A 23,738-nucleotide genomic window follows, 5' to 3' on the forward strand; every position below is an offset into this window, starting at 1 on the left:
TTTATTTCCATAAGGTGGAGGATAAAAAAATGGAGAGAAAATATCCAAGAATAAGATTCCAGAAAAGACTGGAGGACTTAAGGAAAGATGTGGAAGATGTGGGACAGACGAGCCTTGAAGCATATAAGAAGGCTCTTGATGCGTTTATAACTTACGATGAGGAACTGGTTGAGGAGGTTATGAAAACCCCTGCCAAACTGGACGAAATGAACTACCGCCTTGAACACAGGGCAATGAGCATAATAGCTTCAGAACAACCAGTTGCAAAGGATTTAAGGTTCATAGAGGCATGTATAAAAGTGGGAAGTCATCTTAAACGTATGGGTGCCCTGGCTTCAAACATTGCAGAGGTTGCAAAGCACATCAAGGATGAAAATGTTCCAGAAAAACCAATGAACGACATAAGACACATGGGAAATATAGTGGAGGGAATGGTTGGTAAGAGCATATCCTCCTTTTTAAACCAGGACATGGACCTGGTCAGGGAGATACGCAGGGACGACGACAAGGTGGATGATCTATTTGACAAAGCCCTTGAGGATATATCCAAGAGCATGTTTCAGGAGAAGGATTCAATATCCTACCTGATATATGTGCTCTTCGTTGCAAGGTTCCTTGAGAGGATCGCAGACCGTGCAGAGAACATAGGTGACAGAACCATCTTCATGATCACCTGCGAAAAACGAGAAGTCGATAAAGAGGAGTAAAAACTCATTCATCCCCCATAATTCCTTCTATTTTTTATTATTTTCTATTTTTGTTTGAGCTAAAATTTTTATTCAAAATTCGAAGGGTGAAAGAAGCTCAAAAATTTAAATAAAAGAATCAAAAGAAATATTTTAAGGACGTACCCCCTTTTCATGATTCTTTAAATAAAATAGAATTTTGTTTTAGGTAAATTCAATAAATTCAAAAGAAGATCATAAAAAAAATTTAAATAAAAAAATAAGAAAAAATTCTTCAAAAATTAATTGGTTTTGAACGTTTTTTCAGTTTTTAAACATATATAAAAACTTTTTAAACTTATTCATCCCTTAAAACAATGCTTTTATGTCTTGCAGCCCAGCACTGGATGCAGATCCCTATTGGAAGACCTGCTGTATGTGTGTCAACCATCTCCACCTTAACGTCCAGTGCAGTTGTTTTACCTCCAAGTCCCATTGGGCCGATGCCTGTGGCATTCACAGCTTCAAGAAGCTCATCTTCAAGGTTTGAAAGTCTTTCATCGGGGTTTTTATCCTTAACACTCCTGAGAAGTGCTTTTTTTGCAAGTTTCAGTGCCATGTCTGAGGATCCTCCGATTCCAACCCCAATCCTGGTTGGTGGGCATGGTTTGCCCCCTGCAGACTGTACAATTTCTAAAACGAAGTTTTTAATACCCTCAACACCTTCACCTGGAAGTCCCATCTTCAGGGCGTTGTTGTTTTCAGAGCCGAATCCCTTTGGAAAAACTGTTAACTCCAGGTAATCTCCATCAACAAGCTCCACATCCACCTGTGGAATTCCCTTCCCAGTGTTGGTGCCGGTGTTTTCACGGGTCAGGGGATCCACAACATTTGGGCGCAGGGGAACCTCATGGGTTGCCATTTCAACACCCTTCATTATTCCCTGGTAGAGGTTTTCAACCTGAACATCACCAAGCTTCACAAAAACTATTGGAAGCCCTGTATCCTGACACATTGGAATCCCATTTTCATGGGCAGCTTCAATATTCTTCAAGACAGTCCCAAGATTTAACCTGGCTGTCTCATTATCTTCATTTTCGTAGGCCATTTTTAATGCCAGAGTCACATCCTCTGGAAGTTCGATCACAGCATCCCTGTAGATCCGGTACATTGCATCTTCAACTTGTTTTTGTGTAATCATGGTATCAGCTTTTTTTATAAGTTTTGAATAATTCAATTGAATGAAATCATAATACATAGAACTTGGACAAAAATTTATGTGTTAAACCAGACCCTAGTTCAACCACTAAACTCAAGCATAAATCCTTTATGATTTCCAGATTTTTATAGTTTTCATATATACCTAAAGGCATAGTTACTGGCAGTGCCTTCCACTAAACTGAATAAAATTTCTATTTCATAAAATCTTTAATTTAAAATAGTTATAATATGAAACTATTTAGTAAGAACCCCTAAAATTAGTTTTTTTATAGGTTAAAGAAACAAAAACACATACAAATTAGATTAGATAATATTTAAAAGCTCAAATAGTATTTAAAAGCTCAAATAATTTTAAAAAAAATCTAGAAATAAAAAAAATGAATGAAAAATGAAGTTTTCATTAATACTTCATTATCAACTTAACCCTTTCAAGCTCTTTAGCAAGTTTGTCCCGTTTTTCAGCCACAACATCCTCAGAATCAGCTTTAAGAGCTCCAGTTGGACATACTGAAACGCAGAGAGGTACTTCCCTTTCAATGCACAGGTCGCACTTCTTGGCTATTCCAGACTCATCTATCTGGATTGCCCCAACAGGACATGAATCTTTGCAGAGTCCGCAGCCAATACAGTCATCCTCATTGATGACGATGGCACCATCAACTTCAACTATGGCATCTTCAGGACACACAGTCATGCAGGGTGCTCTGTCCTCAGCACAGTGAAGACAGTGAAGTGGAACACTGTTCACAACACGTATGGCATTCTTTGGACAGATACGCTCACATCTACCGCAGTCTTCACAGAGTTCGGGTCTGGATACAAGTTCCTTCATTAGTCAGCCTCCTTGTGCAGGACTTTTTTGGTTCTTGCATTGCTTGTAAGCACACTTATGAAATCAGTGCTTTTCCTTTTCTTTTTACCCAGGCCTGTGAGCTTTGCGATATGTTCGTCCTGTTTTTTAAGCTTCATACGTTCTGTGTCAACCTTGGCAATGGCTCTTTTGGAGCAGGCTGTAACGCATGCCGGGGTGTCCTTATCAGGGCACTGGTTGCATTTATGGGCCTTGCGGTCGTGCATGTTTATGGCTCCAAATGGGCAGACCATCATGCAAAGTCCGCATCCTATGCACTTCTCAGGGTTGACCTCACTGGTCATGGCCTCTGTTGGACAGATCATAACACAAGGGGCATCCTCGCACTGCTGGCAGACTATTGGATAGTGAGAATCATCGATCTCCCTTACAGTGATCCTTGATGTTCCATGAAGACGTGCACATGCTTCTTCACAGTCCCCACAGCCGTCGCAGATGTCCGGCTGAATCATTATCTTTTCCAAGGTCTCACCCCCTTATATTTTAAGCTCACTGCAGACTTCATCCACATGGCTTTGAATCCTCTGTTTCTCCTCATCTTTCAGGTGTCTGAACCTTTTCTGAGCGTTAAGATACTCAGCAACAGGTTTCCTCTGCATAGGTCTGTAGGTGACCTTGAACTCACCATCCTCTATCTCATAGAGAATCCAGGATCCTGTTTCAACAGCCAACCTTCCCATGTCTATGGTTTTAGATGGTTTGTAACCCCATCCAGTTGTACATGGCTGGTGGAGGTGTATGTATGAAGGTCCATCAACTTCTGAGGCCTTTTTAACCTTCCTCATGAAGTCTTCAGGGTAAGCTATTGAAGCTGTTGCAACGTAGGGCACACCATGAGCTGCTATTATCATCGGAATGTTCTTTTTGACCTTGTCTTCACCGAAGCTTTCCTTACCTGCAGGTGATGTTGTTGTTGATGCACCGTATGGTGTTGCTCCACTCCTCTGTATACCTGTGTTCATGTATGCTTCGTTATCGTAGCAGATGTAAATTATGTTATGTCCCCTTTCCATGGCTCCAGATAAAGATTGAAGACCTATATCTGCTGTACCACCGTCTCCAGCAAACACAACAATGTTAGCTTTTCTTCCAATTGATTTAAATGCTGATTCAACACCTGATGCAACTGCAGCAGCGTTTTCAAATGCAACGTGAATCCATGGAATTTCCCATGCAGTTTCAGGATAAGGAGTTGTTATAACCTCTAAACATCCTGTTGCAGATACTGCGACGGTGTTTTCACCTAAGACTTTCAGTGCGAGCCTGACACCTATTGTAGCACCGCATCCTGCGCATGCTCTGTGTCCGGGTGCAAGAAATTCTTTATCAGATATTTCCATTTAAAGCTCCTCCTCTTTGATTCCTATCCACTGTACATCGTTTTGTGGGTTTTTGGTTTTTTCAATTACATCAATTATGCTTGACGGTTTTATGTCACGTCCACCAAGACCGATGATGAATCCGTAGGCATCAGCATCTGTTTTTGCCTTGATGTTACTGTATAAAACTCCTCCAATACCGAAGGATATGTTTTTATCAATAACTGCAACCTTTGAAGCACCTTTGAGTGCCTCACGGATCTCCTCAACTGGGAATGGTCTGAACACCCTTATACGCAGGAGGCCGACCTTTTCTCCTTTAACTCGGAGGTCATCTATAACATCCTTTATTGTACTGCAGATGGATCCCATTGCAACCAGGATGATCTCTGCATCGTCACAGCGGTAATTTTCAACGAGGTCATATTTTCTTCCGAATTTTGCTTCGAACTCTTCACTGACCTGTTTGAAGACCTTTTTGGACCTTTCCATTGCAAGTTCCATTGCGTACCTTGCTTCCATGTAGTACTCTGGATCTGTGAAGGATCCTATTGACATTGGCTGTGCAGGGTCCAGGAATGCATGTTCAGGTTTGTATGGAGGTAAAAATTCATCCACTTCTTCCTGTGAAGGTATGTCCACTGGATCAACTGTATGGGTCAGTATGAAACCGTCCACACATACCATACTTGGAAGCAGAACATCATGGTTCTCTGATATCTTGTAGGCCATCAGCACAGAGTCAAGTGCTTCCTGACCGTTTTCAGCGTATACCTGCAACCATCCTGCATCCCTCTGGGATATTGAATCCTGCTGATCGTTCCATATACTTAATGGTGCAGATAATGCTCTGTTAGCATCTGCAAGAACTATTGGTGCTCTTAAACCTGCAGCTGCAAAGAGTATCTCATGCATGAGTGCAAGTCCCTGTGAGGATGTTGCTGTGAACACCCTAACACCTGCACCTGATGCTCCAAGAGCTGCGCTTATTGCGCTGTGCTCAGATTCAACCCTTATGTACTCTGCAGGTATATCTCCGTCTGCAACGAACTTTGCAAGGTACTCTGATATGGTTGTCTGTGGTGTTATTGGATAAACAGGGATTACATTGGGTTTTGCAAGTTTCACTGCTTCAGCAATGGCTTGGTTTGAAGAAATCACTTTAAGAACCATTTATTCCCTCTCCATTTTTATAGCTTTTACAGGGCATTCCTCGGCACATATGCCGCACCCTTTACAGAAATCGTAGTCTATATCATATTCCTTGTTTATACAGCCTTCAGGACAGAAGAGAATACAGTTTTCACATTTTATACAAGTTTCCTTGTCTAAAATCGGTTTAAACGTTCTCCAGCTACCTGTTTTGTTCTGGCGGGTACTTCCAGGTTCCTTAACAGCTGCTCCTATTGATACCATGAAATCACCTTTTATATTAATCAGTTATACATGAGCTTTAAAAACAAATTTTCATGAAAAAATTCAGTTAATAATTCATTTAATCCATTTTCACTCATTCAATTAAATTTAAATGGAATTTTACAAGTGAAAATCGGATTTGAACCTAAGATTTTTTTTATCAGTTCATGACATTTAATTCAATGATCATCAATTCAATAACTGATTATTCCCTTATAATTAAATTATACCTTTTTAACTTTTTCGTATGCTATTTTAGCTGCTTTAGCGTTCTTTTCAGCTATTTCTCCACGGAAAGTTTCCTTGATGATCTTTATTATGGATTCAAGTGAAACTTTGCCCGTTACACCGGCAAAAGCACCCAGCATAACAGTGTTAACAATTGGAACACCTAGTATGTCCAGTGCTACACCTGTAGCATCTATTTTATGTATTTTAACGCCTTCTACAGGTTTAATATCTTTAGTTGTGTTTATAATGATTTCTCCACCTTCTTTAATTCCGGAGAAAACATCAACGACTTCCAATAAACCGTCGTCAAGTACTATAACGTAATCAGGATTGTAAACTTGATACCTTCTTCTTATGGGCCGGTCATCTATTCTTGAAAACGCCATTACAGGAGCGCCTCTTCTCTCAACGCCGAAAAATGGAAATGCTTGACAGTATTTACCATCTTCAAAGGCTGATTTTGCCATTATTTCAGCGGCTGTTACGGCTCCCTGTCCACCGCGTCCGTGAAAGCGAATTTCAATCATCTATTTTACCTCCATTCCTCATAGTTAATCATTATAAATTTGTAATATATATACATGTTGGTCAATGATCTTATATATTAGATCCAATGAGAAACATGGCAGAGGCAGGTCTATGAAGATCCTAATAATAACTGGAAAACTGGCAGGAAACCTTGTAAAAAAGCAATCATCCAAATCTGAACATGAGGTTCATGTTCATGTTGTTAACACACCAATAGCTGCATTTTTAACCCCAAAACGAATTGTTGGGGAAATCAGAAAAGTTGGGGATGGTGAGAAAACATACGATCTTGAATCATTTGATATGCTGTTAACACCCGGGCTTTTAAGAAAAGATGTGGCCTTCGTTGAAGAACAAACAGGCATACCAACTTATAAAGGACCTAAAGATGCTGCAGATCTGGGCATAGTTCTTGAATTAATTGAAAAACTTGAACTATCCTCAAAAACTCCTGCAGATAAACTCATAGAGGATGAGCTCCGAAAGCGTGCACTCCAGTTCATAGAGGACTTTGAAAAGAACGAAAAAACCAGGGAAAAACTCCTTAAAAAGCCAGAAAATATACTCGTAGGTAAATTACCTGTTGGAGAAGATTTTCCAATGAGGGTGCTTGCTGAAATAGCAAACGCACCACTTTTGACCCATGAAGAATTCCTGGAAAGGGCACAGTACTTCGTGAAGTCAGGTGCAGACATGGTTGACATAGGTATGGTTGCAGGTGAAACACTTGCAGAAAAGATACCTGGCATGGTCAAACTTTTAAAGGAAAATCTTGACGTTGCAGTGAGCATAGACAGCTTAAATCCCACTGAAATAAAGGCAGCAGTGGAATCTGGTGTTGACATGGTGCTGAGCCTTGATCACGGTAACTGCGAAGAAGTTCTTCCCCTACTTCAGGAGAAGAACATCCCTGCAGTCGTACTGCCAACTGACTACAGTAAAAACTGGGTTCCAGAGACAGTTGAGGAACGTGTTGAATCACTGGAGAAACTTCGGGAGAAGTGCAGGGGCATAGATGTGATAGCAGATCTCGTACTTGACCCAATAAACAGCACAAGCATCGTGGACTCAATAATCGCCTGCCGCAGGTTTAAAAGTAGGAACAGGGAACCCCTATTTTTTGGCATAGGAAATGTAACTGAACTCCTTGACACTGATTCTGTGGGTGTTAATGCCCTGCTTTCAGGTATAGCAATGGAACTCGGGGCAAGTGTGCTTTTCACACCTGAAGAGAGTGGTAAAACAGTTGGAAGTGTTAAGGAACTTGCAGTGTCCTCCAAGATGATGTTCCTCTCCAAGAGCAGGGGTTCCATACCCAAGGATCTTGGAATAAACCTGGTTGTCTTCAAGGACAAGCGCAGGGGGGAAAATATCAATGAAGAAATTGATGTTCCAGTTTTTGAGGGAAAGATTAATGAAAGATTCGTTCGTGACCCCTCTGGAAGCTTTAAAATAACAGTTGAAGACTCAGCGGGTGAAAGAATGATAAAGGCGGTTCACTACATTAAAATGGAACCCCAAATGGCCATATTTGGTTCCACTGCCAAGGAGATCTACGATGAGCTGCTGGTAAGGGGGCTGATATCCAGGATGGAACATGCAGCTTACCTGGGCTCCGAGCTTCAAAAGGCGGAAATAGCATTAAAAACAGGTAAAAATTATGTTCAGGACTTCCCACTCTTTAAGAAGTTTTTATAATTTTTTCATAGTCCCCTACTTCAATTAATATATTTTCAAAAAAAATCAAATTGATTAAAAAAAAATAAATTAAGACGTGGACAGAATAAAACTTTGAATCGATATTATAATTTCAATTGAGAGATATTCCTTAAGATATTCCTTTAAATATAAACATTCCTTAAATTATGATTGAACTCATATCCTTAGATAATAAAACAAGAATAACCTTTAAATTATAAAATGGAGCATCAAAATGGATTCATGCGATAAATGCGGAAACCCACAGATAATAATAAAGATGAAACGTTCAGGCCAGAAACTGTGCAGGGAATGCTTCATAGAGGCCACAAGAGAAAAGGTCCTCCACGACATACGCAAGTACAAACTTGTGGATAAAGGAGATAAAGTTCTTCTGGGCCTTTCAGGTGGAAAAGACAGTGTAATGGCCTTAGAAATTTTGAACAACCTCAGGGAGAGGCACATAATAGATCTGGTTGCTGTGACCATTGATGAGGGAATTGCAGGCTACAGGCAGGAAGGTGTGGAAATAGCAACCAGAAACGCAGAGATATTGGGTGTTGAACACAGGGTGGTTTCCTTCAAGGACTGCTTCGGGTTCACACTGGATGAAGTCATGAAAAACGATGCAAAAAACAATCGTTCAAGACATGCATGCACCTACTGCGGTGTCTTCAGGAGATGGATCTTCAACATGGTTGCAAAGGAGGAAGGAGCCAACAAAATAGCCACAGGCCACAACCTGGACGATGAAACCCAGTCCATACTCATGAACTACCTGGAGGGCAACATCCAGAACCTCACAAGGATAGGTCCAAAATCAGAATCCAAAAACCCAAACTTCACAGTGAAGATAAAGCCCCTGAGAGAAATACCAGAAAAGGATATAGGACTCTACGTTGTTGCCAATGATATGGAAGTCCACTTCGCAGGATGTCCCTATGCAGGAGAATCCTTCAGGGCAGAGATCAGAGACTTCATAAGTGAACTGTCAGTGAACCATCCAACCATAATGTACTCAACCCTCAGGGGCTTTGACAAGATAAAACCCGCTATAAAAAGGGAATTTTCAGGAGAAGCACCTACAGGAACATGTGTACAGTGTGGAGAACCAGCATCAGGAGATCTCTGCAGGGCCTGCAGCTTCTTAAAACTGTGGAGTGATGATTGATTCACGGCCTCTCATAACAGTGGAATGGTGCTTTCTAGCCCTGATCTGTAAGAACCTGGAATAGTCTAATCCATAAAAAAATAGGTGGTCCATAAAAATCTTATAGGTCTCTCAACATAGGTAACATAGAATAAAATTTGCTGGTTTAAGTTATTCATAATTTAAGTTCTTCCAACAGAAATTGTCCCCTGAAAAAGGTCAAGGTTTTTGTAGAAGATAATGATGAACAATTAGTGAAGATTAGATCAATCCATAAAGATGGTTGGAGAATTAAATGGAAATAAAATTGACTATTGGTGAAAAAAAAGAATTGAAGGAATTTCTTTCTAATTTAACAGTTAAAGAAATGCTAGAACTTCTGGATGTGCCGTCTGAAACAGTGGTTGTTAAGAAAAACAACCGTATAGTTATAGATGAGGAATTACTTGAAGATGGGGATGAATTAGAGGTTATACAGGTAATATATGGTGGATAACAAATTCAAAAATAATAAATTTCAATGGTTTATTTTTTAAAGGTATCATTTCAGGGAATTTAAGAAAATCTGGAAGTGTGGTTTTGGAAAACTTCGATATCATTGAGGGTTACGTATCAAAACACTTCCATGTTGAAGGATTCCATTCTACTAAGGAAGGTTCATTTTTTGTTGTTAATGACTACCATGCGGATGAATTCTCCCAGCTCGTCCATGAAATGGATGAAATTGGATACATACCATTCATGGAACCCTATAATGGATTTTACAGGATAGGGATAGCTGAAAAACCAGAGAGGGGTAAATCAAATATTGGGATCAACATCCTCCTTTTTGTTGCAACCATTGCAACCACACTGTACGCTGGCTACACCTTTGGAGGGGAGAAGATCTGGGATGCTGTGGCATTTTCTGCAGCCATAATCGCAATTCTCGGCACACATGAAACAGCCCACTTCGCTGCAGCAAGAAAACACGGTGTTGATGCAACACTACCATATTTCGTACCTGCGCCCACACTCATAGGAACATTTGGGGCAGTGATAAACGTAAAATCTCCAATACCAACAAAGAATGCCCTTTTTGACCTTGGTTTCAGTGGACCTGTTGCAGGGATAATTGTGGCAGTTCCAGTTCTCATCATGGGTATTATGTTGTCATCTGTGATCCCTGCCAAAGCAGGAGCACTCACATTCGACCCACCCCTTTTGATGAGCATCTTCATTTACCTTTTACTTCCTCCAATACCTGCAGGCTACGGTTTAAACTTGCATCCTGTGGCATTTGCAGGATGGGTGGGTATCATCGTCACCATGCTGAACCTCATGCCTGTGGCCTTCCTTGATGGAGGTCATATCTCAAGGTCACTCTTTGATGAGGGGATCCACAAAGTCATATCCATCTTAGGAATAGCTGTAACACTGATCCTTGGATGGATACCCATGGCAATATTGATGTTCGTAGTTCTCTTTGCAACCAAAAGACATCCAGGAGCCCTTGACAATGTTTCGGGGATCACAAAATGGAGGAAGTTCATGGCAGTGTTTGTGCTTTTGGTTTTCATACTCTGCCTTTCACCTGTTCCAGGGGGTTCCTTGTGAATAAAAAAAATCCATAGAATTAACTTTATTAAAATAATTAAATCATTAAATTAATTGAATTCAGGATAATCAAATCAATTCAAACATTATAAAATAATATGTAAAAAATAGGTTGTAACAGCTTCAATAAGTAAAAAAAATAATATTAAAAAAAGATATTTTTAAAGGATATCCCTTTTTAAAATGATAATTTGATGTTAAAATTTTTAGAGGTTTAAAATGAAAGTTCACTACGAATGCGCACCATGCTTCCTCAGACAGGCCAGAGAGGCCCTGGATCTTGCAACGGATGATGAAGACTTAAAAATGAAGGTTACAGAGAAAATACTAACTATGCTGTCGGAAAATTTCCATGAAGGAGCAGTTTCAAACGTTCTTGGAACTGATATGCACAGAACAATAAAACATGAAACTGGAAACAGGGATCCTTACAGCCGTGAACGGGTGATATGCAATGAAATTGCCCTTAAATTCCTCCCGGAAGTTGAGAGGATAGTTAAGGAAAACGATGGTCTTGAAAGTTATCTGAAAGCTGCAATCGCAGGTAACGTCATAGATTTTGGAGCCCTGGGCCTGAACTCAGATATGGAATCACTCATAACTGAAACCATGAGGAAGGATTTTGCAGTGGATGATTCAGGGGAACTTGAAGAGGCACTTAAAAACTCAAGTACAGTTTTATACCTTGCAGACAATGTTGGAGAAATAGTGTTTGACAAGTTACTCATAAAGAAGCTTAAAGAGTACGATGTTAAGGTCACAGTTGCACTGAAGGAGAAACCAATCTTAAACGATGCATGTATTCCAGATGCCCTGAGCATTGGTTTGGACGAAGTTGCAGAACTTGCATCAACAGGTACAGATTCCATTGGAGTTATCTACGGTGATGTTTCAGAGGAATTCAAGGAACTCCTTCAGGCCTCTGACATGGTGATAGCCAAGGGCCTTGGAAACTACGAAGGCCTTACAGAAATGGATCTTGGGGATAAACCAGTTTTCTCCCTCTTGAATGCTAAATGTGAACCTGTTGCACGCAGTATAGGTGTTGCTGTGGGAGATAACGTGCTTTTAAGGCTCTGAATATCTCCATTTATTTATTCACTTATTTACTCATTTATTCATTTTTTGAAAACCTTAACCTCATATCACATATTTTAGAATCAGTAAATATTTTAAAATCAGTAAAGAGTTAAATCCTCAAATCAGTAATTTACTTATTTTATTGTGATGATTTATGATCCATGAAGAAGTTGTTCATTGCATTAATTGGACTCGTAGTTTTAACAGCTGTATTATACGGATTTTCAACTTTTAAAGGAGAAACAACAAATACAAGTACTGAATCTTTGAAATGGAGTACTGATCTTAACTCATCCCTAGAAGAAGCCAAAAATACGGATAAACTGGTTTTCATAGATTTCTATGCGGACTGGTGTCCCTACTGCAAGGAGCTTGATGAAAAAACCTTTCCAGATGCCAGGGTTCAGCAGAAACTAAGTCAGAACTACGTTGCAGTTAAGGTTAACACAGACAACAACCCAGAACTTGCCTCCAAGTACAAGATATACGGACTTCCCACAGTGGTCATCTTAAATTCAGATGGGCAGGAATTAAAACGATACAGTGGATATATAACTTCAGATGAACTTTTAAACATACTTTAAGTTTTAAAAAAATTGTTCTAGGAGTAAAATATTATGAATGTAGGTTTTGTGGTTTCATTTTCTGCAGGAGTAGCATCCGTACTTTCTCCCTGTGTTTTACCATTGATACCAATAGTGGTGGGTCATTCAATTGTTAAAAAAGAATTATCCCAAACAGCATCATTCGTAGCAGGATTTTTCACGATTTTTACAGTTATAACTCTCTTAACAGTTCTATTCACAGCTGCAATAAATCATTACCTTATTTACTTCAGGATAGTTGCATCCTTACTTATAATTGGCGTTGGAATGTTCTTTTTAGTTAATAAAAATATTTTAAGATTCTCTCACACACCCAAAAATAAAACTAAACGTTCAGAACCATTTTTCATGGGTTTATTAACATGCCTTGCATGGTCACCATGCTATGGTCCGTACATAGTGGCAGTGGCAGCCTACAGTGCATCAACAGGAAACATGCTCTTCAGCACCATTAACATGGTCCTTTTTGCAGGAGGATTCTCATTAACACTGTTTTTAGTGGCATTTACAGCTTCTAAGATAAACTTTGAGAAAATAATCAGATATTCTAATGGAATAAGAACAGTTTCAGGTATTTTAATTATTATTGCAGGAACATACATGTTAATTGGTCTTATCTGATATTCCTTCAATATCATGAACTAGAGTACATGATTGGATATGGGATGGCACTTAACTCTCATCACAGATTCATAACAATTTAAATTCATCCAGATAATTTGTAGGAAGGGAAAATCAATGAAAATAGGTTTTTTAGGATTCGGAGAGGTTGCATCAAGTCTATCCAGGGGTCTTGTGGATCATGGAGTTGATGTTTACACCTGTGTTGAAGGCAGAAGCTCCAGAACACGGGAAAATGCAGAGAAGATCGGTGTTAATCTTTGCAGTACAAACATGGAAGTTGCAGAGATTTCAGACATAACCATATCTGCAGTGGTACCTTCAAGGGCTGTTGAAGTTGCAGAGGAAGTTTCAAACCACTGCAGGGGAATCTATGTGGACATGAACAACGTGTCCCCTGAAACTGTGAAGCAGGCACTGGGTTTTATAAAAAAGGGGAGAGTTGTTGATGCATCCTTAATGGGATCCATCATCAAAAACGGTTTGAATGTCCCAATAGCTGCATCAGGGCCGTGTGCGGGTGAATTTGCAGAACTCAACCATTACGGTATGAATATAGATGTTGTGGGCACAGATACAGGTCAGGCATCAGCTCTGAAAATGTTGAGGAGTATATACACCAAGGGAGTTTCAGCCCTCATTTTTGAGGCATTTTCAACGGCCCATAAGATGGGGGTGGATGAAGAGTTAATGAAGTACCTTCAGAAAACTGAGTGCCCGGGTTTTAAGGATGCTGCAGTTTCAAGGATCATAAACAGCACCTACCATGCCCAAAGAAAATCTGATGAGATGGAGGAGGTGCTGCAGTTTTTGAGAGAATACACAGAACCTGTAATGACTCATGCAACCTCTGCTTTCTTTAAAATGATTTCAAAGAAGATTGATTTAACTGAAAAACCTGAAGATTACAGGGATATTTTTCAGGAACTTAAATAGTTCAGTGTGATGGTTCATTAAATTTATAGTAAATGGAGAACAAATAAAAGAACAACTGATATTATTGATAATCCAGTTAACAGGTGCATCTTATGAGGAATGAGCATATTAAAGAGTGCAGAGAATCTTTGATGAAACTCATAGGTCGTAAAATAGTTGACATCAGACTTAAAAGCAGGGATCGTGGCTGCTGGAGGTTCTATGTTGATACTGATGATGGTGAATTCATACTGACCTTCTGCAAGGAATGGGACTGTCCTGCAGTTGAACACAGGGAAGAACATGGATCAGATGAATCAGACGACTAAACCCATCCGTTTGCTCTGAATTATTCTTATTCTAACTTATATCCTTAATCTATTCTAACTCCTATCCTTACAATCTATTTTAACTGCACTATGTGAATACAGTTAATTCTAAAGGTTTTATTTTTAAAATTAGATTTAAAATTAGATAAAAATATCAATAACAGTTCTTTTTTATTTAATATTCAATATTACTCCGTTAAAAGAGGCCGGGTTTTTCAGGATTTTTTTTTGATTGGGAATGATGAAAAAAAGGTTATGAGAGATTACAATAGGGAGTGTTAATTGATGCACGTCTCCAAATCTCCACAGGTACACATGGCTTTCGCTTAGCCAAAAAACATCAAAAAAACACCAAAATCAGTGTCCATCACCAACGAATATTCTGATCCTCCATCCTTCTTCTTTTTCAATTAACTTTGAAGTTAGGGGTATGAACTGTGAATCAACAAGCAGTCTGAGGTACGTTGCAAAGAGTGCAGGCAGTTTCAGAGGACTTTTTATCTTACGATCCTCGGCACGGATCTCAGAGCATAGTCTGTCCCTGTTGTCAACGTAGATGGAAGCTTCCATACCATTCTCAAGGGATTCTAATTCAAAGCTTCGAAGGTGCATCCCGCCATCAAAGGAATAAGGCGGTTTTTCACCTATTCTATCACCTTTTCTGAACATCTTGTGCGCCTCTGAAGATGGAACTCCTTTCCTGGCCTTGGATGATACGTACCATGCCCTTTCAATCACCTTTTCAACTGTCTGATCCGGAGGTATGATCCCATCCTTCTGGTACCTCTTTATTAGGTCGTAAACTTCCCTTCGGGTCACATCCTCCTCAACAGCACTTATTGCAAGTCTGGTGAGAACAGGACCGTAGCCAGCCATACGCAGTGAAGCCCAGATCTGGTCTTCGTACTTGTAACTCCTCCCTTTAACAACTGCATTAACAGCATCAGCACTCATATGGGCAATGTTGTTGAGTTTAGGCCGGGAATATGTGTTGAACCTCTTTGTGACCACCTTCATGTTTCTTTCTCCAGGAATATTTCCCTTTCTTATTTCCTCCTCGAGTATATGGATGGTTGAGTCTGGAAGGAACTTAGCAGCACTTTCAGGTATTTTCATGTTGTTTTCAATTATTTCACGCCTTATAACCCTTCCAGATATTTTTTCACCCCCAACGCTTTCCTCGGGTATGATGTGGAACTTCAACTTCTTATGGTACTTCTTGTAGAGAAACTCGTTAACAGCAAACCAGCGTATAACATTCCTGTTGGGCAAATTTCGGGGTATACCACTGAATATTCCCTTTTTGGCGAATTTAGCTGCGTAGCCTTGTATGGATTTTGGGGATACGTTTGCAGCATCAACATAATCCACCACACCATCCTCTATCATCATGGCTATCCTTATGGGTACGGTGTAAGCCATTGTAAGGCGGTGGTGCAGCCCTTCTATGGGTACGATCCTGTCTGCACCTGCTTCAAGCGCCATTCGGCTTCGAGCTTCGTAGGATGCAAAAAAAGGGGCATGATTAGCACTGTAACCCTTGTTGAGATAAATAACAAGTTCTTCACCCTTCTTATCCGCAAGTCGGCGGCCTTTCTGTATCAATTTAACGTGTCCCTTATGAACAGGGTCAAAATCAGCACTGATTCCTATCATTTTACACAATTCCTTGTAACAATTCTTCAAAATTTACTTAAATATCATATAACTGTTTATCAATTAATTAATGGGAGTTTATTTCTTCAATAGTTATTAAATCCATTTATAATCCTTTAAATTTAAAATATTTAATGAAACATTCACTAATTAAGGTTGTATGCAGGCCTATTTAATAAGTTTCATTATTTTTTAAACTATTTTAAAAAAAATTCTTATTTAAATGTAAGTTAAATTAAATGGGGCAGGATAAATTCAAAACTATCTGAAATGAGATGGTCCTAATTATCTAAAAGGAGAACAATGTTCCATCAGATTATTCTCCTATTTTTCAATGGCTCTGTAACAACTGCACCCACAAGGAGACCAAGGGATATTGAAACTATGGTCAGGATCATGAGCAGACCACTTGTAACTGATGCAGACAAGTTTTGACCTGCAAGGGTTGCAAGGCTGATAAAACCCAGAGAACCAGGAACTAAAACCCAGAATGCAGGTAAAATTGAAACGAAGCTGGGTGTTTTATGTTCACCCTGTTCTATGATCGTACCGCTGACTGCCATAAGCAGGGACCCCACGAAACCTCCAAAAAAACCTCCTATCAAATAATTACCGATTTGCTGTCCAATAAAAGCTATGTAAAGAATTAGAATAACCCATGGTAAATCTTTGCTGCGTATGGACATGAAAAGGTACATTCCAACTGCAAATATTAAAATTCCAAGGTAAGGAGCCCACCAACCAAGTGTTGCAGATTTTAGGACAACGAGTTCCTGGCTGGGCAGACCCATTATCTGAAGTCCGAGGATAACGCCGAAAAGGAGGAGTAAAAGGATTGCAGCACCGTAGATAACCCTGCTTGCACCTGAAACAATCTCACCGGATGCAAGTTCGAACATACCTGTTGTGAGGGTTGCACCCGGCAGGAAGTATGCAAGGGATGGAATGAGCATAACGAAGGATCCAACTATTAACCCTTCTTTAACTCCCCAGAAGAACAGGCAAGAAACGAGTAACGCAGCCGTTACAGGGAGTATAAGTGAAAATTGAGATTTATTTTCTCCAAAAAGGATTAAAGTACCGACCAGCCCACCTAAAATTCCTGAAGCTAAGAGCTGTTCTGGTGAAGGTTGCATGAGTAATCCAATACCCACTGAAAACAGGATGTAGCCCACAATTATTCCAAGTGGTCCAAAAAGATGTTTTTCAGACAGTATTTCCTTTATACGTTTAACTCCCTCTTTGGGATCTAGTTCAGCATTCTCTGCCTTGTAGATCAGTTCATACAATTCAGAGACCTGATTTAATGGTATGAGTCCAGGTTTTGGGTTAGCTGCAGTGATGGGCGCAGATTCATGCTCACCAATCTTTATAAGGATCATGGTGGGGAAAACCAATATCTCAGATTCCACACGGTATGCGGAGGCAATTCTCTTCAATATGGCAGTTACATCCACAACTGATATGCCTGCAGAGGCCAGAGCTTTCCCTAATTTTGTTAAAAATTCAAGAAGACCTGATGGTACTTCAGTTCCTTTCATTAACTCATCCTTCAACATTAATCTTTAGTTGTTTCTTATCCTTGAAACATTTTGTTTTTTATGTTTTGAAATAAGTTCAAGGGGCATTAGGTCATTAGAACTTCATTTCAACTTGAATATTGACTAATGAAATATTGGTTAATAAAAAAAGAGAATATTTATGAATAAAAAGTTAACTAGGATCAACTTGAGTAAAGAGAGATTAATATTATAAATTTTAAGGGGTCATGATAATGAACTACAACTACATACCATATGCAATGGTTCTTGCAATATCCTCTTTGATTGCAATTTTTCTCACCTTTTACACGTGGAAACGGAAAAAGGTTCCAGGTGCAACGTACATATCACTTGCACTTCTTGGAGTTGCATTCTGGTCATTTTCAGCCATACTTGTTGTTTTATCCTCAAAAATATCATCAAGCATATTCTGGTCCCAGCTAAGTTACATCGGTGTTGTTAGTATAGCACCACTATGGTTACTTTTTGCTGCAACTTATACCCAGAACGATGCTTGGTTCACAAAATCCAGATGGCTGCTTTTATGGGTTGTACCAGCATTTGTATTGGTATTGGTGTTCACGAACCAGTGGCATGGTTTGATATGGCCCCATGTAGTTCCAGTACACACTGGATCTGGAACAGTCTTTGTTTACGATCATGGTATTGGTGCTTGGATCAACGTGATATATTCCTACCTCCTTATGGTAGTGGGAATGATCCTGTTATCCCAGACTGTGATAAACTCGCCGGGTCTCTATAGATATCAGGCAGGGTTACTGCTGGTGGGAGCACTGGTTCCAATGTTATTAAATGCTGTTTATCTTGCAGATATCTACCCTGACCCTGGAATGGATCCAACACCATTTGCATTTCTTGTAACAGGATTTGTATCTGCATGGAGCCTTTTAAGATTCGAATTTTTGAATGTAATGCCGGTTGCACACACAGCACTGTTCAAAAGTATTGATGGAGGGGTTGTTGTTTTAGATGCTCAAAATAGAGTAGTGGAGGTTAATCCTGCAGCAAAACAACTTTTAGGTTTGGAAGGGGAAGTACTGGGTGAAACTGCAAAATCTGTTATGATCTCCTTCCAAGATTTTAAAGAACCCCATGATGGCCTTTCTATGCACTATGAAACACTGCTGAAGAGCTCCAAACCATGCTGGGTGGATGTGAATGTTAAACCTCTTTACCATGGTAATGAATCACTTTTAGGTTATCTAATTTCTCTGAACAACATAACCCAGATTAAAACTGCAGAGGAACGTTCTAAAAAAGCACTTGAAGAGAATAAGCTTCTCATGAAGGAAATACATCATCGTGTTAAAAACAATTTAACCGTTATATCCAGCCTTTTGAGCATGCAGTCCAGGTACATAAAAGATAAAGATGACCGTGAAATGTTCATTGAAAGCCAAAACAGGGCAAAATCAATGGCAATGATCCATGAAATGATTTACAGTTCAATGGGGGAATTTAAACGTATAAAATTTGGATTATACATGGACAAATTGAGCAAAACCATATTCAATGCTTATACAATGGATCCTAACAGAATAAATCTTGAAACAGATTTTGAAGATATATGGCTGGATTTGGACACGGCTGTACCTCTAGGGCTCATACTGAACGAACTCATATCTAACGCTCTCAAATATGCATTTCCTGAGGGAAGAAAAGGTACCTTAAAGGTAACATTCAAAAAAGAAGATGATACGAACTTACTGTTAAGCGTTGAAGATGATGGTGTTGGTGTCCCTGAAAAAAATGGTGTAAATGAAAATAGTTTAGGTTTAATCCTAATAAAGAGCCTTGTTGGACAAATTAATGGAAATATAACCGTTGATAATAAGAATGGACTTAAAATCAATATTCGATTCCCTGAAATGGACTATAACAAACTTTAATTAAATTGAGAGTACAACTAAGGACGAGTAAACTAAAATGTTTAAAAATGAAACGAATTAGAGGTATCAAAAAAAAGTTTTAAGAACTGTTTTTTTAGAAAATAATCCTTAGAAAATAATAAAACTCACTGGATCCAAAAAAATGAAATTTGAATAAAATGAAGAGATGATCACTACTTCATCCTACTAAGGTTAGTTGTTGAATGTGTGAGGTCTGAAAACTCCACATCTGCAGTCCACTTCACCTTACATTCACAGTCAAATTCTTCCAGTTCCTTAGGAACATCTTGATGAAGGTTTGACTGAATTATCAAGCTTTTAAGGCGAGAATTACACTTCTTACAGTTGTAAGGACCTCTTCGTGTTCCGAATGCTGCAGTGTCCATTATAACTGGGATTTTAACGGAACTTCTCACTTCCTTCAGAATTTCCACAACACTCCATATCCATGGGGGCTGGTAGGAACCCTGCTTCCAGAGTAACTCCATTAAAGTGCCCTTATGGATGGTTGCAGGACAAAATGAAACTCTGCTTGCACCGACCCGTTCAGCGTAACGTGCAGATTCAACAGCTTCTTTTATAGCTTCTTTTTCAGATGTGAGTATTGGTTTTACAAAGAGGTAGGCTTTGGCATGAACATTGTAATCTGACTGCATCTTCTTGATGGTTTCAACTGCAGATTCAAAGTCTTCACATGTGAATCCCTTGTTTATTTTGTACTTCCTTGTGTGGTTGTTTGAGGTTTCAAGTCCCATCCCAATCTCAAATAACTTGTTTCCCAGGGCTTCACTGCAGTCACGGAGCACTTCTTCCGTTACGTATTCTGGTCTTGATTCAACAACAACCTCTTCAACATTTTCTTCATCCCTTAAAATTCCTAAAATAGTGTCTCGAGCCTTTTTAGGAACTTCATCCTCGTTCAGGAAGCTTCCAGATACGAAGATCTTCACAGTTGTGTTCTCCCTTATTTCATGCCGGGCCATACGTTTTTTGAAGATGTCAACAAGTTCATCTGCCCCAACATCTACAAGGGGTGAATCTGCAACGTAACTGCACATGGTGCAGCCTCCAGATCCTGAAAGTGCCCATGCACAGCCTGAAGTAGGAAGAACTATAAAAATAGCGTTTCCAATTCCTGAGTAAAGCAGATCTTCACCAGACCAGCTTGCAGCCAGGTCTTCTGGAGACCTTTTTTCCATCTTTTCAATGGCATTTTCTCTGATTTCATGCATTAACTTTTGTATTTCCATTTTAAACCTTTTCCCTTATTTTAAACCAATCACCGTTGTACTAAAAATTATTCCTTAAGGTTAACCTTTTTTCATGTTTCATCTAATGGTTTTATCATGATCATCAGTTCATTCTATAACAGTATAATTTATGGTGATTATAAATTAAAGTACTTGAAATTTTTTGAAGTTTTTAGGGTCCTGATGATATTAAAGACTATGAGTGTGATCTAATGAATGAGGTCTGAAAGTGGTGCATGAAGTCAAGGTTAAATCCGTCCTCAATAAACACAAAAAACGTGACAGCTGGTTTCTAGACAACTACACACTTAATCCATATGCTGGCTGTTCCATGGGCTGCATATACTGCTACACCCGTGGAAGCAAGTATGGCGGTAGTTACACTGATGAAGATGGAAATACTCTGACCACCGATGTGGCCTTGAAAGCAGATGCAGTTCCAATCCTTAAACGTCAGCTTAAAAACAGGCTTCGGAGGGGTGAACGTGGATTCATAGTCCTTGGATCTGCAGCTGAAGCCTATCCTGATGTAGAGGAGGATCTTAAGGTTACAATGGAAATTTTAGGATTGATCAAACGTTTCAAATTTCCTGTTCATGTATGCACCAAATCAAAACTGGTACTGAGGGATCTGGATCTTCTGAAGGCTGTAGATGAAACTGCAGTTCTCCCAGATGATATGGCTTACCTAGAACATGGGGTGTTCATATCCTTCTCATTTTCAACCCTCGACCCGGAACTGGCAGGTTTACTTGAACCTGGAGCTCCAACCCCTCAGGAGCGACTTGAAACCATGAAAAAATGCAGTGAGGCAGGTTTCAAGGTGGGTGTTATCAACATGCCTGTTCTCCCCTTCTTATCAGATTCAGATGAATCATTGGAATCCATGGCAAAAACTGCCAAGGAATATGGTGCTGATTATATTATGTTTGCTGGTTTAACACTCTTTGGTGATGGACCAGAGGACTGCAGAACCCTTTACTATAAATTTCTTGAGAAAAACTTTCCAGAACTCATAACCAAGTATCAGAAACTCTTTAGAAATTCTTCCTACCCCACAAGTACATATCAGAGGGATCTATCGAAAAGAGCAGAGAAGGTTTCGGCTAAATATGGCATAAAAACAAGGATATCATGATCTAATATAAATTCAATGCACTGAAAAATGAGTTTTTATTATTTTAAAATAAAAAAAAGGAGTTAAGTAAGCTTAGAAGCTTGCTATAACTTCTCCGAGTAATTTTATGGATGTTTCTTTGTCGGGTCCTATTGGGGAACCTGCGACGTACTGGGTAACGCCCATGTTGCCGAGAGCTTCGATTTTTGGAACGAACTCTTTTGGAGTTCCAACAACTGAGAATGCGTCCATAAGGTCGTCTGTAACAGCTCCGATTGCTCCTCCGAAGTCACCTTTACCTAGGAATGCTCCGAATTTTGCACCGGTGTCTGTTGGTAGTCCGTGCCTTGCGAATACTGGTGGTGGTGATCCTGCTGCAATGAATGCAACAACTATTTTTGCTGCGTTTAATGCTTTACCAGCGTCTTCTGCTATGGAACAGCATGTGTATGCTGCAACGTCAACGTCTGATAAGGATTTACCTTCTGCTTCTGCTCCTTCTTTTATCAGTGGAACAGCTGCTTCAAAGTCTTTTGGGTTTGATGCGTTAATTAATGCACCGTCTGAGAATCCTCCGGCGGTTTTGAGCATCATTGGGCCCTGAGCTCCCATGTAAATTGGGACTTTTTCCTGAACTGCTTTTGCACCCATAAGGCTTGCACCGCTTTCTGTTTTTTCTCCAGCTAGGAGTGTGCTCATGGTTGCGATTGCGGTTTTGATTGTGCTGACAGGTTTTGTCCATTCGATTCCTAATGCATCGAAGGTTGCTTTGTCACCAGGTCCAATACCGAGTGTTGCCCTTCCGTTTGATAATTCGTCGAGGGTTGCAATAGCAGATGCTGTTATTGCTGGGCTTCTTACGTAGGGGTTGGTTACACCAGGACCCATTTTTATGGTTTCGGTTCCTGCTGCAATTAATGCAAGGGTTTCATATACGTTCTTGTTGTTGTAGTGGTCTGTAATCCATGCGTATTCAAATCCTACGTCTTCTGCGAGTTTGACAAGCTTTACAATCTTGTCTATAGGTTCATTTGGAACAAATTCGATACCAAACTTCATGATTTATCACCATCTCTAGATTTATCTGGAGTATAAAAATATTTTGCCATTTAATCCTAAACGAAAGATTTAAATACTAGTCTCATGGGGCTAGGGGAATCCCCTCATACAATTAAATTATAGGGGCCTATTCCATCCTATTTAAATCATTTTAGGCTTATTTTGAGGTTTAAGATCATAGGAACTATTTTAACATTATTCCTATTTTTAAGTTCAGATCTAATTAAAAAATCTAACTAAAAAAATACCAAGGGAGAATTTATGTATTTCAGGGATTTATGTATTTCAGCATGATCGTCACTGTAACCATATATATATATGGATCTTGCAAGGTTCCCAAAAACTTAGGGTTCCAAAAAAATTTCAGAAGCACTGCTGGTCAGGGTTTGCTCTTTAGATTCCCATATTATATTACAATGCAAAATTTTGTACTTTTCATGTGCAGGTCCTGGGATCCATAAACTAAATAATATGAGAGAAGTTAGCTTGTAAACCACACTTCAATTTTAAACCAATCCCCTGTTTTTTGCAATTTTTTCTGTTTTGTTTGTGTTTCTAAGGGTTGGGGGTATTGTATGTGCTACGATTTAAGGCGTTGGCTGGAGTGTGAGAATATCACTCTATGAAGGCTGTTTTTCCAGTTGTAGCGAAATGTATGAGGACTTGAACCCTTTGCGAATAGCAAAATTGTTCTTGTTTGATGTTGGACTATTTACTATATCCATTTTATATGTGATATTATGTGATGTGGTAGATTTTTTTGTGGTGATATTTGATTGTCAGAGCATTTTGGTTCATGACATTTTAATATATTACTTTCATCGAAAAAATTGTGTAAAAAAATATTAAGTACCCGCTTAAATTAAATTCCAAATATATATTATAAATACTTCCATAGTGTGTTTTTTAAGACCATCCGTCTGATTTTAAACGTGTAAATCCGTTTGATCCTGGCGGAGG

At 39.3% G+C, this 23,738-nt stretch carries 23 protein-coding genes; 12 read left to right on the plus strand and 11 right to left on the minus strand.

The annotated features are described in order from the left end of the window. Window positions 1–29 precede the first annotated feature (29 nt). Window positions 30–707, plus strand: coding sequence for a phosphate signaling complex protein PhoU (gene phoU, locus J2756_RS11175; protein ID WP_209585538.1), 678 nt, complete (start codon window positions 30–32; stop codon window positions 705–707). A gap of 316 nt (window positions 708–1,023) precedes the next feature. Here the strand turns inward: phoU and J2756_RS11180 are convergent, their stop codons facing one another. The 7 genes from J2756_RS11180 to porC form a co-directional block, all read right to left on the minus strand. Further along, a complete protein-coding gene (locus tag J2756_RS11180) occupies window positions 1,024–1,866 on the minus strand; it encodes a fumarate hydratase (protein WP_209585539.1) in 843 nt (280 codons plus the stop codon). 420 nt (window positions 1,867–2,286) lie between these two features. Further along, complete coding sequence (locus tag J2756_RS11185) at window positions 2,287–2,718, minus strand: 4Fe-4S dicluster domain-containing protein (RefSeq protein ID WP_209585540.1); 432 nt, start codon at window positions 2,716–2,718, stop codon at window positions 2,287–2,289. Next, window positions 2,718–3,221, minus strand: coding sequence for a 4Fe-4S dicluster domain-containing protein (locus J2756_RS11190; protein ID WP_209585541.1), 504 nt, complete (start codon window positions 3,219–3,221; stop codon window positions 2,718–2,720). Before J2756_RS11190 ends, J2756_RS11185 begins: the two co-directional genes overlap by 1 nt. 12 nt (window positions 3,222–3,233) lie before the next feature. Beyond that, the gene (porB, locus tag J2756_RS11195; protein ID WP_209585542.1) at window positions 3,234–4,097 is read right to left on the minus strand and encodes a pyruvate synthase subunit PorB; all 864 of its coding nucleotides are present in this window, start codon (window positions 4,095–4,097) and stop codon (window positions 3,234–3,236) included. Then, window positions 4,098–5,249 carry a pyruvate synthase subunit PorA gene (gene porA / locus J2756_RS11200; protein ID WP_209585543.1) on the minus strand — a complete coding sequence of 384 codons (1,152 nt, stop codon included), beginning with the start codon at window positions 5,247–5,249 and terminating at the stop codon, window positions 4,098–4,100. Next, window positions 5,250–5,492, minus strand: a complete 243-nt coding sequence (gene porD, locus J2756_RS11205; RefSeq protein ID WP_209585544.1) for a pyruvate synthase subunit PorD — start codon at window positions 5,490–5,492, stop codon at window positions 5,250–5,252. It lies immediately after the preceding gene. 224 nt (window positions 5,493–5,716) lie between these two features. Continuing rightward, entirely contained in the window at window positions 5,717–6,250 is a 534-nt protein-coding gene (porC, locus tag J2756_RS11210) for a pyruvate synthase subunit PorC (RefSeq protein ID WP_209585545.1), read from the minus strand. Window positions 6,251–6,362: 112 nt separating this feature from the next. On the opposite strand from porC, the gene J2756_RS11215 reads away from it, so the two are divergent. The 9 genes from J2756_RS11215 (at window position 6,363) to J2756_RS11255 (ending at window position 14,245) form a co-directional block, all read left to right on the plus strand. Beyond that, a complete protein-coding gene (locus J2756_RS11215; RefSeq protein ID WP_209585546.1) occupies window positions 6,363–7,949 on the plus strand; it encodes a dihydropteroate synthase-like protein in 1,587 nt (528 codons plus the stop codon). Between the two features lie 235 nt (window positions 7,950–8,184). Then, window positions 8,185–9,120 carry a TIGR00269 family protein gene (locus tag J2756_RS11220; RefSeq protein ID WP_209585547.1) on the plus strand — a complete coding sequence of 312 codons (936 nt, stop codon included), beginning with the start codon at window positions 8,185–8,187 and terminating at the stop codon, window positions 9,118–9,120. Between the two features lie 274 nt (window positions 9,121–9,394). Next, the gene (locus J2756_RS11225; protein WP_209585548.1) at window positions 9,395–9,595 is read left to right on the plus strand and encodes a MoaD/ThiS family protein; all 201 of its coding nucleotides are present in this window, start codon (window positions 9,395–9,397) and stop codon (window positions 9,593–9,595) included. A 77-nt stretch (window positions 9,596–9,672) separates the two neighbouring features. Further along, window positions 9,673–10,695 carry a site-2 protease family protein gene (locus J2756_RS11230; RefSeq protein WP_342593141.1) on the plus strand — a complete coding sequence of 341 codons (1,023 nt, stop codon included), beginning with the start codon at window positions 9,673–9,675 and terminating at the stop codon, window positions 10,693–10,695. A 219-nt stretch (window positions 10,696–10,914) separates the two neighbouring features. Further along, on the plus strand, window positions 10,915–11,775 hold the full coding sequence (locus J2756_RS11235; RefSeq protein ID WP_209585550.1) for a damage-control phosphatase ARMT1 family protein: 861 nt from the start codon (window positions 10,915–10,917) through the stop codon (window positions 11,773–11,775). 161 nt (window positions 11,776–11,936) lie between these two features. After that, complete coding sequence (locus J2756_RS11240) at window positions 11,937–12,359, plus strand: thioredoxin fold domain-containing protein (RefSeq protein ID WP_209585551.1); 423 nt, start codon at window positions 11,937–11,939, stop codon at window positions 12,357–12,359. 33 nt (window positions 12,360–12,392) lie between these two features. Beyond that, complete coding sequence (locus tag J2756_RS11245; protein WP_209585552.1) at window positions 12,393–13,001, plus strand: cytochrome c biogenesis CcdA family protein; 609 nt, start codon at window positions 12,393–12,395, stop codon at window positions 12,999–13,001. A 117-nt stretch (window positions 13,002–13,118) separates the two neighbouring features. Next, the gene (locus J2756_RS11250) at window positions 13,119–13,937 is read left to right on the plus strand and encodes an NAD(P)-dependent oxidoreductase (RefSeq protein WP_209585553.1); all 819 of its coding nucleotides are present in this window, start codon (window positions 13,119–13,121) and stop codon (window positions 13,935–13,937) included. Window positions 13,938–14,029: 92 nt separating this feature from the next. Then, complete coding sequence (locus J2756_RS11255; RefSeq protein WP_209585554.1) at window positions 14,030–14,245, plus strand: hypothetical protein; 216 nt, start codon at window positions 14,030–14,032, stop codon at window positions 14,243–14,245. Window positions 14,246–14,602: 357 nt separating this feature from the next. Here J2756_RS11255 and J2756_RS11260 read toward each other — a convergent pair whose 3' ends face one another. Next, window positions 14,603–15,901: a cytidyltransferase gene (locus J2756_RS11260; RefSeq protein WP_209585555.1), complete on the minus strand. Its 1,299-nt coding sequence runs from the start codon at window positions 15,899–15,901 to the stop codon at window positions 14,603–14,605. A 311-nt stretch (window positions 15,902–16,212) separates the two neighbouring features. Further along, entirely contained in the window at window positions 16,213–17,442 is a 1,230-nt protein-coding gene (locus tag J2756_RS11265; RefSeq protein ID WP_245316057.1) for a threonine/serine exporter family protein, read from the minus strand. Window positions 17,443–17,675: 233 nt separating this feature from the next. On the opposite strand from J2756_RS11265, the gene J2756_RS11270 reads away from it, so the two are divergent. Beyond that, window positions 17,676–19,352: a sensor histidine kinase gene (locus J2756_RS11270; protein ID WP_209585557.1), complete on the plus strand. Its 1,677-nt coding sequence runs from the start codon at window positions 17,676–17,678 to the stop codon at window positions 19,350–19,352. Window positions 19,353–19,525: 173 nt separating this feature from the next. On the opposite strand, the gene J2756_RS11275 is transcribed toward J2756_RS11270, so the two are convergent. Further along, complete coding sequence (locus tag J2756_RS11275; RefSeq protein ID WP_209585558.1) at window positions 19,526–20,602, minus strand: archaeosine biosynthesis radical SAM protein RaSEA; 1,077 nt, start codon at window positions 20,600–20,602, stop codon at window positions 19,526–19,528. A 229-nt stretch (window positions 20,603–20,831) separates the two neighbouring features. On the opposite strand from J2756_RS11275, the gene J2756_RS11280 reads away from it, so the two are divergent. After that, window positions 20,832–21,740: an SPL family radical SAM protein gene (locus tag J2756_RS11280; protein WP_209585559.1), complete on the plus strand. Its 909-nt coding sequence runs from the start codon at window positions 20,832–20,834 to the stop codon at window positions 21,738–21,740. A gap of 72 nt (window positions 21,741–21,812) precedes the next feature. On the opposite strand, the gene mer is transcribed toward J2756_RS11280, so the two are convergent. Continuing rightward, complete coding sequence (mer, locus tag J2756_RS11285) at window positions 21,813–22,778, minus strand: 5,10-methylenetetrahydromethanopterin reductase (RefSeq protein ID WP_209585560.1); 966 nt, start codon at window positions 22,776–22,778, stop codon at window positions 21,813–21,815. Window positions 22,779–23,738 lie beyond the last annotated feature (960 nt).

It is taken from the genome of Methanobacterium aggregans (assembly GCF_017874455.1).
GTDB classification, from domain to species: domain Archaea; phylum Methanobacteriota; class Methanobacteria; order Methanobacteriales; family Methanobacteriaceae; genus Methanobacterium_C; species Methanobacterium_C aggregans.

What these genes read in the sequence shown, in the direction of transcription:
- J2756_RS11240 (WP_209585551.1), top strand. Translation starts at nt 11,937, where the DNA reads ATGAAGAAGTTGTTCATTGCATTAATTGGACTCGTAGTTTTAACAGCT.
- J2756_RS11220 (WP_209585547.1), top strand. Translation starts at nt 8,185, where the DNA reads ATGGATTCATGCGATAAATGCGGAAACCCACAGATAATAATAAAGATG.
- porA (WP_209585543.1), bottom strand. Translation starts at nt 5,249, where the DNA reads ATGGTTCTTAAAGTGATTTCTTCAAACCAAGCCATTGCTGAAGCAGTG.
- J2756_RS11225 (WP_209585548.1), top strand. Translation starts at nt 9,395, where the DNA reads ATGGAAATAAAATTGACTATTGGTGAAAAAAAAGAATTGAAGGAATTT.
- J2756_RS11215 (WP_209585546.1), top strand. Translation starts at nt 6,363, where the DNA reads ATGAAGATCCTAATAATAACTGGAAAACTGGCAGGAAACCTTGTAAAA.
- porB (WP_209585542.1), bottom strand. Translation starts at nt 4,097, where the DNA reads ATGGAAATATCTGATAAAGAATTTCTTGCACCCGGACACAGAGCATGC.
- J2756_RS11245 (WP_209585552.1), top strand. Translation starts at nt 12,393, where the DNA reads ATGAATGTAGGTTTTGTGGTTTCATTTTCTGCAGGAGTAGCATCCGTA.
- J2756_RS11260 (WP_209585555.1), bottom strand. Translation starts at nt 15,901, where the DNA reads ATGATAGGAATCAGTGCTGATTTTGACCCTGTTCATAAGGGACACGTT.
- porD (WP_209585544.1), bottom strand. Translation starts at nt 5,492, where the DNA reads ATGGTATCAATAGGAGCAGCTGTTAAGGAACCTGGAAGTACCCGCCAG.
- phoU (WP_209585538.1), top strand. Translation starts at nt 30, where the DNA reads ATGGAGAGAAAATATCCAAGAATAAGATTCCAGAAAAGACTGGAGGAC.
- mer (WP_209585560.1), bottom strand. Translation starts at nt 22,778, where the DNA reads ATGAAGTTTGGTATCGAATTTGTTCCAAATGAACCTATAGACAAGATT.
- J2756_RS11270 (WP_209585557.1), top strand. Translation starts at nt 17,676, where the DNA reads ATGAACTACAACTACATACCATATGCAATGGTTCTTGCAATATCCTCT.
- J2756_RS11250 (WP_209585553.1), top strand. Translation starts at nt 13,119, where the DNA reads ATGAAAATAGGTTTTTTAGGATTCGGAGAGGTTGCATCAAGTCTATCC.
- J2756_RS11275 (WP_209585558.1), bottom strand. Translation starts at nt 20,602, where the DNA reads ATGGAAATACAAAAGTTAATGCATGAAATCAGAGAAAATGCCATTGAA.
- J2756_RS11235 (WP_209585550.1), top strand. Translation starts at nt 10,915, where the DNA reads ATGAAAGTTCACTACGAATGCGCACCATGCTTCCTCAGACAGGCCAGA.
- J2756_RS11265 (WP_245316057.1), bottom strand. Translation starts at nt 17,442, where the DNA reads ATGAAAGGAACTGAAGTACCATCAGGTCTTCTTGAATTTTTAACAAAA.
- J2756_RS11255 (WP_209585554.1), top strand. Translation starts at nt 14,030, where the DNA reads ATGAGGAATGAGCATATTAAAGAGTGCAGAGAATCTTTGATGAAACTC.
- J2756_RS11185 (WP_209585540.1), bottom strand. Translation starts at nt 2,718, where the DNA reads ATGAAGGAACTTGTATCCAGACCCGAACTCTGTGAAGACTGCGGTAGA.
- porC (WP_209585545.1), bottom strand. Translation starts at nt 6,250, where the DNA reads ATGATTGAAATTCGCTTTCACGGACGCGGTGGACAGGGAGCCGTAACA.
- J2756_RS11180 (WP_209585539.1), bottom strand. Translation starts at nt 1,866, where the DNA reads ATGATTACACAAAAACAAGTTGAAGATGCAATGTACCGGATCTACAGG.